The following is a 14,324-nucleotide window of genomic DNA, read 5'->3' as shown; positions in this document are numbered from 1 at the left end:
GATAAAAATCGGTTGGCTGCGGTGAAATAACACGAAAACGCTACCGCCGAATTACGACGATAGCGTTATTTTAGGGAGGGCTGTTCAATTAGAAGCTAATAGAAACGCCTGCCTGGAAACGACGACCGGTAACAGGTGCGTCATCTTTTATAAAGGAGCTGTGAACAAAGCCTAGCTGATCTGTCAGGTTTTCACCTTTCAGGTAAAGCGTAGCGCCATAGTTAGCTAACCACTCCGGGTAAAAATTGACGCGGGCGTTCAGTAAGCCATAAGCATCGGTTACGGTCTCATTCTGCCCTATTTTATCCTGTTCCATATAGCGCGTATAACCGATAGCACCATCCCAGCCAACGGCCTGATAACGTACTTCTGTACCAATGCGTTGCGCCGGAATTCTCGGCAAATCATCGCCATCACGCTGTTTTGCCCGGGTGTAATCACTAAAGCTGTGAAGTGACCATTGTTCTGTAAATTTCCAGTCTAACTCAAGTTCATAGCCATAAAGCTCGGCATCAACTTGTTTAAACTGAACCACTTCCAGACCGCCGTGTTCATGAGCATGTTCATCTGCATGCTCCTCTTCATGGGCATGCTCTTCGTGGTCATGACCTTCATCACCATGCAATTGCTCACTGTTCAGGCCGATGAAATCATCGTAGATGAAGTCATCAACGCGATTGTAGAACACATTCAAATTTGCATGAAAACGGTCATTCTCGTAATGGAATCCCGCATCAATGTTGTTTGATGTTTCGGTTTTAATCGCAGCATCATTCGGCTCAACATGGTACTCGTCGTGCTCTTCTTCGTGCAGCTCATAACCCAGACCTAGCTCGTAAGTGCGGGTTGCAAAGTGATTACCGTTAGCAAAGACTTCGTTTGCAGCCGGCGCCCTTTCTGCATGACTCAGGTTAAACGAAACCGATGTGTGGTCACTAAAATGGTAGAGGTAACCGGCAGATGCCGAAGTGGCGTCAAAGGTATCCAGTTTACGCTCATCACTAGAAAGTGATGTGCGCTCGTGACGAACACCTAAATCAACATGATGAGAACCAAATTCCTGCTCTACGACCCAGAATAAGCCCTGAGTACGGCGCGAGGTGTTCGGGGTAAAGGCTTCTTCTCCAAAAGCCGCCTTATCACTGATGTCCCACTGCCAACCGACAGCGCCTTTCCAGCCCGCAATTTCTTTATGCTGACCAATCAATCGTATCTCTTTCTGCTCATTTTCAAATTGAGTTGCAACGAAGTTGTCTTCAATTTCCTGATGTTGGTAATCAGTTAAAGCGGCACGAAAATCCAGACGGTTAAAGCCACTAAAAGGATTACGCCATTGACCTGCAAATTGAATTCGTTCTTGCTCTAGATCAGCATAAGGACCGGCTTCCGCATGGTCATGCTCTTCTTCATGACCCGGCTCTTCTTCATGCTCATCTTCTTCCTCACCGTGGCCATGGTCGTGACCAGGAATACCGTATTCCTGATGAAGCCCCTGGTAAGACACTCCGAAAAAGCCATCATCGAACTGATAACTGGCGCCAATGGTGCCGCCCTGAGAATCAATAAACGAGTTATCAATGTGATCCACCGTTTCACCTTCATCATTAGTAAACGACGGTGTCTCATAATCATTGGCGCGGCGAATAAAGGCGTCGGTATAAAGTGCCCAACGACCGTTGCCTACTTGCAAGTCGTAAGAGCCCTCTTTGTTATCATTATTGGTAGAAGCTGACACATTCGCATTACCCTGCATGCCGTACACAGGTTCAGAAGGAATGCGGTTATCGACGACATTAATTACCCCGCCAATTGCTCCACTGCCGTACAGCAGGGTTGCCGGGCCTCTTAGTACTTCAATTTGCTGTGCGGTACTGGTTTCAGTTGTGACCGCGTGATCAGGACCACCTCGAGATACGTCACCAGTATCAAGTCCGTTTTGGGTGATTTTTACTCGTGGCCCGCCTAGCCCCCGAATAATAGGGCTGCCCGCAACATTAGCAAAATGGGTATTGTTAATACCCGGCTCCATTGCCAGAGTTTCTCCCAGACTATGGGCATTCTTTTGCTTAAGCGCGTCACCAGAAATAATATTGACAGGCTGTGCCGATTCAAGCGCCGTCTTATCCAGCGGGCTTGCATTAATCACTATGACTTCATAGTCATTAATGTGTTCATGTTCTTCTTGCTGTTGCGCATGCGCAACGGTGCTTGTTGCCAGTAATGCAAGAGTTAATGCATTCAGTTTCATAACCACTCCAGTTAACGTCGTTTCAGATTAACGCCATCTCGTTATTGTAATAATATAACATTACGAAATATTGATACGTTTTGCAACACTCTTTCAACTATCCACTCTGGTTGTCTGTTATCTGCTGCGGTACACTAGATTGGCTATTATGATAAAAATAACACCAAGGACACGATATGAAGCCATCCCATATTCTTCTGCCCGTCACATTAAGCCTGCTGGTAGCGGCTTGCGGTGCATCAGAAACCACGTCAAAAACTGAAGAGATCCGTGCTGACGAATCCAATATCCGTGCTCATTTAGAGTTTCTTGCAGACGATGACCTTAAAGGCCGCGAAACCGGTAGCGACGAGCATGAAATTGCCTCTAACTACATTGTTTCTGAATTCAAGCAGCTAGGCCTGGAGCCTGCTGGCGATGACGATACTTTTTATCAGCGTATTCCCTTTCGTAAAAGTACACTGAAAGAAAACAGCGCTCGCATGACCTTTGAAAACAATGGTGAAGTGGTTGAATTTGAATTCCCTAAGCAATTCATTACCGGCCCAAGTCATTATGAAGAAAAAGATGAAATTACCGCGCCATTAGTTTTTGTTGGCTATGGTATGGAAGCCCCTGAGTTTGAACTTGATGACTATAACGGCCTTGACGTAGAAGGCAAAATTGTTGTGATGCTAACCGGTCGTCCGGACTTTTTGCCTAGCGAAGAAGGCGCTCATTTAGCCAATATTAAAAGTGATATTGCCCGCGAAAAAGGCGCGGTTGGTATTATTACTTTGCACACTCCGGTACGCGAAAAAACTCGCAAATACGAAACCAGTGTTTATTACACCAAAACACCACGCATGACCTGGTTAGGTCCTAACGGTTTGCCTAAAGGTGAAGAGCAACAGTTAAAAGGTTCCGCCTATATTGATGATGAACCTGCCGAAAAACTCTTTGCCAATGCTCCGACTGAACTGAGCAGTATCTTCGAGAAAATCGAAGAAGATCCGGACTTCTCTCCTAAAGGGTTTGAGATGGAAGGTGAAGTAACCCTGGCTCGTGAATCGCGTCATGCGGAAATTTCCAGTCCTAACGTCGCGGCTGTATTACCCGGTTCTGACGAAACCTTGAAAGACGAATACGTTGTTTATACTGCGCATTCCGATCATATTGGCGTAGTAAAAGATATGAGCCGCGAAGACAACATCAATAACGGCGCTATGGATAATGCCAGTGGCGTTTCCATTATGCTGGAAACCGCGCGCTTATTTGTGGAATCTGGACAGGAATTCGATCGTTCAATTATGTTTTTGTCTGTAACAGCAGAAGAAAAAGGCCTGTTAGGTGCGGACTACTTTGCGAATAACCCGACGGTTCCATTAGAAAACATTGTAGCAAACGTAAATCTGGATATGCCCGTACTGCTGTATGATTTTGCCGACGTCATTGCCTTTGGTGCTTCACATTCGACTTTAGGTGATACTGTTAGCAAAGCAGCTGAGCAGTTCGATACAAAGCAAAGCCCTGACCCTATGCCTGAGCAGGCTATTTTTACACGCTCAGACCATTACACTTTGGTTAAAAAAGGCATTCCGGCGGTATTTTTAATGACCGGCTTTACCTCACGTACCGAAGGTGAAGACGGCGGCGAAGTCTGGGGCGAGTTTTTTGCTGAGCATTATCATAAGCCCAGCGATGGACTCAACTTAGACATTAACTACGAAGCTGGCGCCCGCTTTACCAACATTAACTTTGCCATTGGTAAAGAAATTGCTAACGCTGATAAGCGTCCACAATGGCTGGAAGACTCGTTCTTCGGTAAGCAATTTAACGACTAAGCATACTGTTAAAGCACAGAACGAATTCGAGGGAGCCTTAACCGGCTCCCTTTTTGTTAGCGACCGTCATTAAACTGTCATTTACGCTCTCTACACTTTTACCATCAGTAGCTGCCGGAGCACTTGATGTTATCTGTAGACAAAGTCGTTAATGACAAGCTTCCACTCATTAAAGGTAAACCCTGGTTAGAGAAGCCAACAACCTGGGTTTTACGCAACCTTTTACACGAAGAAGATATTCAGAAGTTTGGCAAAAGCTCTCCCTCTTTAGAAGGCATAGACTTTGTTGAACACATTCTGGACTACTTCAATTTCACTTACTCCTACTCTTCGCAAGAACTGGATAATATCCCTGTAAGCGGACGTCTGGTTATTATTGCGAATCATCCGATAGGCTCTCTTGATGGGCTGGCGTTATTAAAGTTAGTGAGTGAAATGCGCAGCGATGTAAAAATAGTTGCCAATGAATGGCTGTCTGCACTCGAACCTCTTAATTCTTTATTGCTGCCGGTTAATGTCTTCGGCGGCAAACCCAGCCGCAAAGACATTCGCAACATACATAACCACCTTCACGATGAAGGGTGCGTCATACTATTTCCTGCAGGTGAAGTGTCGCGGTTACGCCCTAATGGGGTACGCGACACACACTGGCAAAGTGGCTTTCTTAAAATAGCCAAGGCCACCCAAAGTGACATTTTGCCCATACGTCTCGACGCTCACAACTCAGCCTGGTTTTACACCGCTTCTATGGTCTACAAGCCTTTAGCTACAATGCTCCTGGTGAAAGAAATGTTTCGTCAGCAGCGTAAACAAGTTAAATGTCATATAGGACAAAGAATTCCGGTTGAAGCCTTTCTTCATCAGGGTCTTAGTGTCAACCAGCAGGTTAAACTGTTTAAAAAGCATTTATACCGTTTAGGTACTCAAAAGAAATCTATTTTTCCAACTCAGACAGCAATAGCCCGTCCTGAATCGCGCCAACCTCTGAAAGCGGCCATTGAAGCCTGTGAATTACTTGGTGAAACCCCATGTGGCAAAAAGATTTATCTGTATGAATTCAGTGCCAGCTCTCCTATTCTTCGGGAAATAGGCCGCTTAAGAGAAGTCGCTTTTCGCACCGTGGGCGAAGGTACCTGGCGTAAACGCGACCTTGATGAGTACGATACCTGGTATATGCACCTGATACTCTGGGATCCGGACGATCTTGAAATTGCCGGTGCTTACCGTCTGGGCGACTGCAAAAAAATAATAGAAGCGCACGGCCAAAACGGACTCTACAGTGACGGATTCTATGAATTCTCAGACGCTATGAAGGAGATTTTTCCGCAAAGTCTGGAACTGGGCCGTTCATTTGTGCAGCCCCGGTATTGGGGCAAGCGTAGCCTGGACTATCTTTGGGTTGGTATTGGTGCGCTGTTGCGTAAGCATCCAAATTATCGTTATTTATTTGGTTCTGTCAGTATTAGCAACGCGTTACCAAAGGATGCGCAGGCCGCTTTAGTTAAATTTTACAGCAGCCATTTTCCGCCCCAAACACCCATGGCCAGGGCGAACATTCCTTATCGTTTAAACACCGACTCAACGGTGCCTGACTTTACCGGTAACAACTATGCAGATGAATTTGTTCTGTTAAAAAGCTACATGGCAAATATCGGCTCTGCCATTCCCACACTTTACAAACAATACTCGGAGCTATGCGAACCCGGCGGAGTGCAGTTTTTAGAGTTTGGCGTTGATCCGGACTTTAACCATTCGATAGATGGGTTGGTGTTGGTGGATACCACAAAACTCAATGCGAAAAAGCGCAAGCGTTATTTAGAAACAAGGTAAGCACTGGCCTGCTGATACCAGTCGCCCAGTACAATACGTTTAGCGGGTTTGCCGTCACCGAGAGTGAAGCAATGCACTGCCGGTCTGTGTGTGTGACCATGAATTAGTTTTCTAACGCCGTGCTTTTCCATAACATGCAGCACTTCACTGTGCTGAGCATCCATTTTATAAAGCTGTTCCGGGGTTAGTTCAGGTCTTTGGCTACTGGATTTTTGCCGTAACCGATTAGCAATACGCATACGCCAGGACAAGGGTAAGCTGCGCATAATACCTTTGACCATAGCATTCTGGATAATAGCCCGATAACGCAGATAGCCTTTATCCAGCGTACATAAGGTATCACCATGCATCAGCAGTATCCGCTCGCCATACAAGTCAATGACCGTTTCATCCGGGAGAAGGGTTAAGCCAATGTCGCTGGCAAAACGCTCACCCACCATGAAATCACGGTTCCCGGCCATAAAGTAAAGGCATACACCGCTATCCGTCATGTGCTTCAGCTGTTTTTTCACTTGCGCCGCAAATTCGCTGGTATCGTCGTCGCCCAGCCAGGCATCGAACAAATCACCAAGAATATAAAGCGCATCAAGGTTGCGGTGTTGCTGACAAAATTCGCTAAAGGCAGCCAGAATATCTGGCCGCCCCGGACTTAAATGTAAGTCAGCGATAAAGCCGGTGGTCATGGAATCAGTCTTTAACCGACACACTTTCAATAACCACGTCTTCAACCGGCACATCCTGATGGAAGCCCGCTGAACCAGTTTTCACGTCTTTAATGGTGTTTACCACATCCATACCTTCTACAACCTCGGCAAATACGCAATAACCATAACCGTTAGGTGTTTCATTCTGAAAGTTTAAAAAGGCATTGTCATTCACGTTGATGAAAAACTGAGACGATGCTGAATGAGGATCGGGCGTGCGCGCCATAGCCACCGAGCCAACCACATTCGGTTTTGCTGTCGGAGCTTCGTTTTCAATATTCGCGCGTGTTTCTTTTTGCTTCATGCCGGGCTCAAAACCACCGCCCTGCACCATGAAGTTGCTAATAATACGGTGAAAAATTGTGCCGTCATAAAAACCGTCACGGGCATACTGTAAAAAGTTATCTACAGTCTTAGGTGCGGTTTCATTGTGCATTTCTAAAGTGATATCACCATGATTGGTATGTAAAACGACTTGCATTGAATGTACCTGTTTCATTGACTAAACCAGCCAATAGTGTACCAGAGCCGTACCATAGGTGGTATCATAAGCCCCCAGTTTTCATGGCTAACCGTTTAAAAGTAAGAGACACTATTTATGGCATTAACCGTATTTAACACCCTCACCCGCAAAAAGCAGTCATTTGAGCCTATTCAACCCGGCCACGTGGGTATTTATGTGTGCGGTGTTACCACCTACGACTACTGCCATATTGGTCATGCCAGAACCTATGTCGCTTTTGATATTGTTGTGCGTTATCTGCGTAAGCTTGGTTACGACGTTAAGTACGTCCGCAACATCACCGATCTGGACGATAAAATCATTAAACGTGCAGCAGAAAACGGAGAAGACTTTCATCAGGTGACTGAGCGTTTTATTCGGGAAATGCACAAAGATTTTGACGCGTTGAACTTAGTCCGTCCCGATATCGAACCGCGTGTAACTGACCATATGGATGAAATTATCCAGATGATTGAACGCCTGATTGAAAACGGCAACGCCTATGAAGCTGGTAACGGCGACGTTCTGTTTGATGTATCCACATTTAACGATTATGGCAAGCTCAGTCGTCAGGACTTAGAGCAATTACAAGCGGGTTCACGGGTTGATGTTGATGCAGCCAAGCAAGATCCGCTCGACTTTGTGCTTTGGAAAAGCGCTAAACCCGGTGAGCCCAGCTGGTCTTCGCCCTGGGGTGAAGGTCGTCCGGGCTGGCATATTGAATGTTCAGCGATGAATAAGAAGCACTTAGGCAGCACTTTCGATATTCATGGTGGTGGCTCTGATTTGTCTTTTCCTCACCATGAAAATGAAATAGCTCAAAGCTGCTGCGCGAATCAGTCTGAGTACGTAAAGTACTGGATGCACAGCGGTATGGTGCAGGTCGATAATGAGAAAATGTCGAAGTCACTGGGCAACTTCTTTACTATCCGCAGCGTACTGGAGCAATACGACGCTGAAACGGTTCGGTACTTCCTGTTGTCGAGTCATTATCGCTCACAGCTAAACTATACTCAGGAAAATCTGGATCAGGCGCACTCCGCTTTGGAGCGCTTATACACCGCATTGCGTGACATAACACCACAAACTGCCAGCGAAGAATTGCGTAGCAAATACTGGCAGAGCTTTCAGCAGGCAATGGACGACGACTTAAACGCGCCGGAAGCCATGAGTGTGTTATTTGAAATTGCCCGGGAAATTAACCGCAACCGCGAGAGTGCTCAGGACACAGCCGCGCAATTAGCGCACGTTTTACTTGAGCTGGCTGAAGTAATGGGGCTGCTGCAACAGTCTCCGGAAGAGTTTTTACAGGGTGACGACGACGATGTCGCCAAAATTGAAGCGTTGATTGCCAAGCGTAATCAGGCCCGGGAAGATAAAGACTGGGCTGCAGCAGACGAAGCCCGTGATGAACTAACCAACATGGGTATTGTTTTAGAGGATGGTGCTGAAGGCACCCGCTGGCGTCGCGCTTAACCGACAAACTGATTAAGAGGTTTAACCTATGGCATTTGCACAACTGCAAATCGTCAGCTCACTGGCTGACGCATACTCAAAAGATGGTGCCGACGCACTTATCTTAATTGGAAATTTTGATTCTATTGACGACTCAGCTCTGGCTGAGACTATTCAGCAGGCAAAAATTACCGATCAAAGAGTGGGCAAACAGCCCTTACTGTTAAAAGCTGACGGCGTTCCGGGCCAGCGTTTGGTCGCGGCACCTACCGGGCCGTTAAACCGTGACTTTGACGATGTTCGTCAGGTTTTCGATGCGGCACATGCGGCAGCAAAAGTTGCACAAGATGCAGGAGCCCGCCACCCGGTTATTGCACTGAATAATGTCAATATCAATGACGAACGTTACCAACAAGCCTTTTTAGCCGCTTACCTTGGCTTTTGTCAGGCACTTTACCAGCCACTGGAAGCTCGTGAAGCTCATGGTGAAGAAGCCATTGAACCGACTCAGAACGTCATTTTAGTCGGAGAGCTAGACGCTGAATGGGCCATGGCGGTTGAAGCCGGTAAACGCGTTGCCCGCGACCTTGCAGGTACCGAACCTGAGCGTATGGCACCACCTAAATTCGCTGAATATTGCCGCCAGGCCTTTGCGCACACTTCGGTTAAGGTCACGGTTATCGATGACTACCAGCAACTCCAACATGAGTACCCTTTGCTGGCAGCCGTTGGTCGCTCATCAATGGCTGTGGAGCGTCACCGCCCTTGTGTTATTCGCCTTGAGTATCAAGGCAACAACCCCGAGCGTACAGTTATGTTTGCCGGTAAAGGTATTGTTTACGATACCGGTGGTGCTGACTTAAAAACCGGTGGTCATATGGCTGGTATGAGTCGAGATAAAGGCGGTGCCGCAGGGGTTGCCGGCTTCTTAAAAACGGTTTCGGAATTACAGCCAGAACACCTTAATGTGGTAGCTGAGATTGGCGCGGTACGTAACAGCATTGGTTCGGATGCTTTTGTTGCCGATGAAATTATTACCGGCCACAGCGGCAAGCGTGTCCGCATTGGTAATACTGATGCGGAAGGCCGTCTGATAATGGCCGACTTGTTGTCGCATTTGCGCGAAGAAGCGGCGAAAAGTGACGGCGAACACGAATTGTATACGGTAGCGACTCTGACAGGCCACGCAGCCCTTTCAAAAGGTCCATACAGCGCTCTGGTACCCAATGGCCATGCACGTCGTCAGAACTTGGCTCAGGCATTATTCGATGCAGGCGAAACCTATGGTGATCCGACAGAAATATCCTGGTCGCGTCGTGAAGACTTTGACTTTGTTAAAGGCCGTACCCTATGCGATGACCTGCTGTCATCTAACAACGGTCCTTCTGCCGCTACTCCACGTGGACACCAGTTCCCAATGGCATTTCTAACCGGAGTGTCCGGTCTGGACAATCACGGCATTGATAGTGAGCACCCAATAAGTTATATCCATATTGATATTGCCGGCAGCGGCGTGGAAGGCGGAGACTGGCAACACGGCAAACCAACAGCCGCTCCGGTTACTTGTCTGGCGGGTCATTACCTGAAGAAGTAACTTTTACGAAAGCACTTTATTGAAAACAATAAAAAAAGCCCGATTCTGGTTAAACAGAACCGGGCATTTTTTTATTTAGCATTTACCTTAAGAAATAAAGTCTGGCCCAAAACCATTGGTCCATAAAATGGCGGTTGTTGCCATGAGTACAACCATAGCAATAAGACCTGCGGTCACTACCGAGCTCGCGTACAGAAAGCCACGTTCTTCCGGAATGTGCATAATAACCGGTAGGCCTGAGTAAAGCAGGTAAACCGAATAAGCCACACCAATAAGAAAAACGGAAGCAACAAACCACAGCTCAGGATAAAGTGACGCTATCCCCGACATAATAACCGGAGTTGCCGCGTAAGCTGCTAATTCAAGCGATTTCGTATAGCTGGGATCAGCACCAAAGGTTTTTGCCATCCAGTAAATTAAGTAAGCCAACGCAAACGTGGCTCCCAAAATACCAATATACATTGCAACGCCAAGCATGATGCCACTGCTTTGGGTAAGATAAATAGACTCGCGGGCACCAACACTCCAGCCGATATGAGCTGAAGCGTAGTAAGCTGCCAGACAAGGTAATATTGCTATCAGTAAAATATGAGAACACGAATAAAGAAAGCTCTCACGCTTGCTGTCTATCGATTTCCACTCTTGCGCTGGATGGGCGTATAAACCCCAAATATGATTCAGTATCATAATTTCACTTCCCCATAGTTCGCGGTCATACCGCCAAATTCGTAAATACGTTATAATTTTTGATGCGGGTACTGCTGAAAATTCACCCCATGCACCTAATATTCAGCACCATCTGTATTCTGTCAAGGCCTTTTGTTATAGAACAAAGGGTTAGTTGTTAATTTCTTATTACACCTTTTACGCCAAGAAGGATCGCTGTGAATTATAGTCTCGTCGAACCCTATCTCAATCTGCTCGACCCAATACACTCATTTTTACTTTGTCGGACGCCTCCTGAGTGGGTTAAGCAAGCGTCGCTGGCTGAGAACCTGCCCGTGATTTTGTTGGATCATTTACATTGTGAGTTAAAAGCGGCTCAAAGTGCAGCCTTATTGCTGCGCCGTTATGCCGTTAATAAAGATCACGGACAAACCCTGCTTGACGCTCTGCAACCATACGAAGACCTGGTTTATCGCGGTATTGGAGATTTTCAGCAACTTAAACAAAGCAAGCAGCTGTCTCATGCTTTACAAGCCGCAGAGTCACAACCATACGCCGACGAAATTATTGATAAAATGTCCCGTTTAATTCGGGAAGAGCTGCATCACTTTCAGCAGGTTCTTGAAATAATGCAGGCGCGTGATGTGCCCCTTTATAAACTCAGCGCATCGCGTTATGCGGCCAGCCTGATCCGGCATGTACGTACATACGAGCCGCAGGCTTTAATTGATAAGTTAATTATAGGCGCTCTTATTGAAGCGCGCTCTTGTGAGCGCTTTGCCGCACTGGCTCCTTATCTGGATGAGGATATAGCCCGCTTTTACGTGTCCCTGTTGCGTTCAGAAGCACGCCATTATCAGGATTACCTAGAGTTAGCGCAGAAGCTAAGCGATACAGACATTACTGAGCGGGTTAATCAGTTCAGGGCGTGGGAAGCGGAGTTGATTACATCTGAAGACACTGAGCTACGCTTTCACTCAGGAGTACCGGTGCACGCTTGAATGCGCACCGGCTCTCGAAGTAACAACCGGGGAAGTAACCGGAGAAAGCTCGGCAGTTAGAGCTCTTCCAGCTTTTTGCCAGCGTCTTTGTCATAATAAACATCTTCATCAAAGTCGCCTTCTGAGCGCGCAACCACACAGCTGACCATAGCGTCACCGGTTACGTTAACTGCGGTTCGGGTCATATCCAACAAGCGATCCACACCGATAATAAGGCCAATACCTTCAACCGGTAAACCAACTTGCTGCAGCACCATGGCTAGCATGATAAGCCCAACGCCAGGAACCCCGGCAGTACCGACCGATGCGAGAGTTGCCGTCATAATCACCATAAGATATTCAGCAACACCTAAGTCCAACCCATAAACCTGCGCAATGAAGACGGTAGCAACACCTTGCATAATAGCCGTACCATCCATATTGATGGTAGCGCCCAGCGGCACAGTGAAGGAACCCACACTGTTACTGACGCCTAAACGACGGGTAACGGTTTCTAAGGTGATAGGCATAGTCGCGTTACTACTCGCTGTACTAAAGCCAAACAGCTGAGCATCCCGCATCTTACGCATAAAGATGCCCGGTTTAACCCGTGCCAGAACGCGCATAAATATGGGGTAGATAATCAAGCCATGAGCAAGCAACACAAACAGCACCAGCAGGAAGTACTTCGCCAGACTGCCTATCATTTCCACGCCAATTTCCGTGAAAAGTTTGGCCATCAATGCAAACACACCATAAGGCGCCAGGTTCATTAAAATAACAACCAGCTTCATGATGACCGAATTCAAATCATCGAAAAAGCCTTTCAAACGTTCACCTGGTTTGCCAACTAGCGCCATGGAAATGCCGAACAGCAACGCAAACACAATAATTTGCAGCATATTGCCTTCAGCCATCGCATTGATGGGGTTATCGGGGAACAAGTTAACAATAACCTCGCTAACCGATGGCGCTTCGCTGGGCTCAAAGGTAGCGTCCGAAGCACGCTCAATGCCGGAGCCTGGCTGCACCAAAATAGCCGAACTAATAGCAAAAGTAATAGCGATTGCCGTGGTGATCATATACATGCCAACCGCTTTACCACCTAAGCGTCCCAGCTTACTGGGGTCGCTTAAGGAACAGGTGCCGACCACCAGTGATACAAACACCAGAGGCACAACCAGCATTTTCAAAGAGGTAATGAATATTTGACCAACAACATCGAAAAGACCATTGGTTAAATACAGAGAGACCCAGGCATTATCACCGGCAACGTAACGAATAATGGTACCGAGAATGATCCCAGCGACCATGCCAATAACAATGCGGCTAGTCAGGCTGAGTTTTTTCTTTTCGCTCATAAGCGTCCTTTATTATTCATTCTAAAAAACTGCGACAGCCTAGCAGAAAGCTTTTAAATAAGCAGCTATAAAACTGTAAGCCTCGCTGAACACCTTCTATTGTGCGACATCTGACCGGGTTAAGGAAGATTTTAAGGTATGGATAATAACGGACATACCTTTAGCAAAACGTTCACTTAGCGGTTTACGGATAACATACTGTAATTGCAATACATCAAAACCTTTATGCTGTTTCATTAACCACGCGTCACTGGTTATCACTTCATCAATTAAGCCAAGCTCTTTTGCTTCCTGACCTGACCAGACTTCGCCCGTTGCAACTTTGTCTATATCCAGCTCGCTGCGATTTTCCTGAACAAAAGACTTAAACTGACGGTGAATAGCTTCTAAATCCTGCTTAAACTTACGGCGCCCTTCATCAGTATTTTCACCAAAGATAGTCAAAGTGCGCTTATATTCGCCCGCGGTTAATTGTTCAAAATCGACATTGTGCTTTTTCAAAAGACGGTGGAAATTCGGTATTTGAGCGACCACACCAATTGAGCCGATAAAAGCAAAAGGTGCCGCCATGAGCTTATGACCAACGCAAGCCATCATATAACCACCGCTTGCAGCGACCTTATCAATAGCCACATTGACTGTTAACTTTTGCGCTCTCAACCGCTGTAACTGAGCAGCCGCCAGACCATAGCCATTAACGACACCACCGCCACTTTCCAGTCTTACCAGTACTTCGTCCTTCTCAGTGGCCAAGTTTAGAATAGCGTTGACTTCATGGCGTAAACTATCGACTTCCTTCGCGTCCATACTGCCTTTGAAATCAATAACAAAAAGACGTTTCTCTTTGTTCTCCGCAGCTTTCTTTTTCTTTAATGCTTTCAATGCTTTTTTCTGAGCTTTTTTATCCATAAGCTCAATTTTCAACTGTTCACTCAGCTCATTCAGCTCTTTAGATAAATGCGTGACTTGCAAATCGCCTTTACTCTTTTTCTGCTTCTGCGCCGCCTGAGCAATAAGGCCCACAATAAAACCAACAGCCACAACAATAATAGCGGCTTTTAGTAAAAAGCCTCCAATATCAGCAACAAAATCCATACCACTCTCCTAAAACGAAAAAGGCCAGCATAACTGCCGGCCTTTGAATACCAAGTGTTCAATAAC

11 protein-coding genes are annotated in these 14,324 nt (G+C 46.6%); 5 read left to right on the top strand and 6 right to left on the bottom strand.

Translation table 11 applies throughout. The features are described from left to right. Positions 1-88: 88 nt before the first annotated feature. Positions 89-2,248 (bottom strand): TonB-dependent receptor, encoded by a 2,160-nt coding sequence (locus ACN0TF_RS00805; RefSeq protein ID WP_417440375.1) that lies wholly within the window; start codon positions 2,246-2,248, stop codon positions 89-91. 176 nt (positions 2,249-2,424) lie between these two features. Here ACN0TF_RS00805 and ACN0TF_RS00800 point away from each other — a divergent pair, with 176 nt between their 5' ends. Next, positions 2,425-4,071 carry a M28 family metallopeptidase gene (locus ACN0TF_RS00800; protein WP_417440374.1) on the top strand — a complete coding sequence of 549 codons (1,647 nt, stop codon included), beginning with the start codon at positions 2,425-2,427 and terminating at the stop codon, positions 4,069-4,071. 126 nt (positions 4,072-4,197) lie between these two features. Further along, entirely contained in the window at positions 4,198-5,901 is a 1,704-nt protein-coding gene (locus tag ACN0TF_RS00795; protein WP_417440373.1) for a GNAT family N-acyltransferase, read from the top strand. On the opposite strand, the gene ACN0TF_RS00790 is transcribed toward ACN0TF_RS00795, so the two are convergent. Continuing rightward, the gene (locus ACN0TF_RS00790) at positions 5,883-6,629 is read right to left on the bottom strand and encodes a UDP-2,3-diacylglucosamine diphosphatase (RefSeq protein WP_417440372.1); all 747 of its coding nucleotides are present in this window, start codon (positions 6,627-6,629) and stop codon (positions 5,883-5,885) included. The two genes, ACN0TF_RS00795 and ACN0TF_RS00790, sit on opposite strands and share 19 nt — an antisense overlap. Then, on the bottom strand, positions 6,589-7,086 hold the full coding sequence (locus tag ACN0TF_RS00785; protein ID WP_011234283.1) for a peptidylprolyl isomerase: 498 nt from the start codon (positions 7,084-7,086) through the stop codon (positions 6,589-6,591). Before ACN0TF_RS00785 ends, ACN0TF_RS00790 begins: the two co-directional genes overlap by 41 nt. Before the next feature lie 117 nt (positions 7,087-7,203). Between ACN0TF_RS00785 and cysS the strand changes: the two genes are divergently transcribed. Together cysS and ACN0TF_RS00775 are read left to right on the top strand one after the other, a co-directional pair. Continuing rightward, complete coding sequence (gene cysS, locus ACN0TF_RS00780; protein WP_417440371.1) at positions 7,204-8,583, top strand: cysteine--tRNA ligase; 1,380 nt, start codon at positions 7,204-7,206, stop codon at positions 8,581-8,583. Positions 8,584-8,611: 28 nt separating this feature from the next. Continuing rightward, a complete protein-coding gene (locus tag ACN0TF_RS00775) occupies positions 8,612-10,156 on the top strand; it encodes a M17 family metallopeptidase (RefSeq protein ID WP_417440370.1) in 1,545 nt (514 codons plus the stop codon). A gap of 87 nt (positions 10,157-10,243) precedes the next feature. Here ACN0TF_RS00775 and ACN0TF_RS00770 read toward each other — a convergent pair whose 3' ends face one another. Next, positions 10,244-10,843: a Yip1 family protein gene (locus tag ACN0TF_RS00770; RefSeq protein WP_417440369.1), complete on the bottom strand. Its 600-nt coding sequence runs from the start codon at positions 10,841-10,843 to the stop codon at positions 10,244-10,246. A 197-nt stretch (positions 10,844-11,040) separates the two neighbouring features. Between ACN0TF_RS00770 and miaE the strand changes: the two genes are divergently transcribed. Continuing rightward, a complete protein-coding gene (miaE, locus tag ACN0TF_RS00765) occupies positions 11,041-11,823 on the top strand; it encodes a tRNA isopentenyl-2-thiomethyl-A-37 hydroxylase MiaE (protein WP_417440368.1) in 783 nt (260 codons plus the stop codon). A gap of 56 nt (positions 11,824-11,879) precedes the next feature. Here the strand turns inward: miaE and ACN0TF_RS00760 are convergent, their stop codons facing one another. Both ACN0TF_RS00760 and sohB read right to left on the bottom strand, forming a co-directional pair. Then, positions 11,880-13,163: a dicarboxylate/amino acid:cation symporter gene (locus ACN0TF_RS00760; protein WP_417440367.1), complete on the bottom strand. Its 1,284-nt coding sequence runs from the start codon at positions 13,161-13,163 to the stop codon at positions 11,880-11,882. Positions 13,164-13,259: 96 nt separating this feature from the next. Next, on the bottom strand, positions 13,260-14,258 hold the full coding sequence (gene sohB, locus ACN0TF_RS00755) for a protease SohB (RefSeq protein ID WP_417440366.1): 999 nt from the start codon (positions 14,256-14,258) through the stop codon (positions 13,260-13,262). Positions 14,259-14,324 lie beyond the last annotated feature (66 nt).

Source organism: Idiomarina sp. (assembly GCF_048265525.1).
GTDB lineage: Bacteria > Pseudomonadota > Gammaproteobacteria > Enterobacterales > Alteromonadaceae > Idiomarina.
The sequence above is the reverse complement of the archived record's forward strand: the minus strand, read 5'-3'. Positions and strand labels throughout refer to the sequence as shown.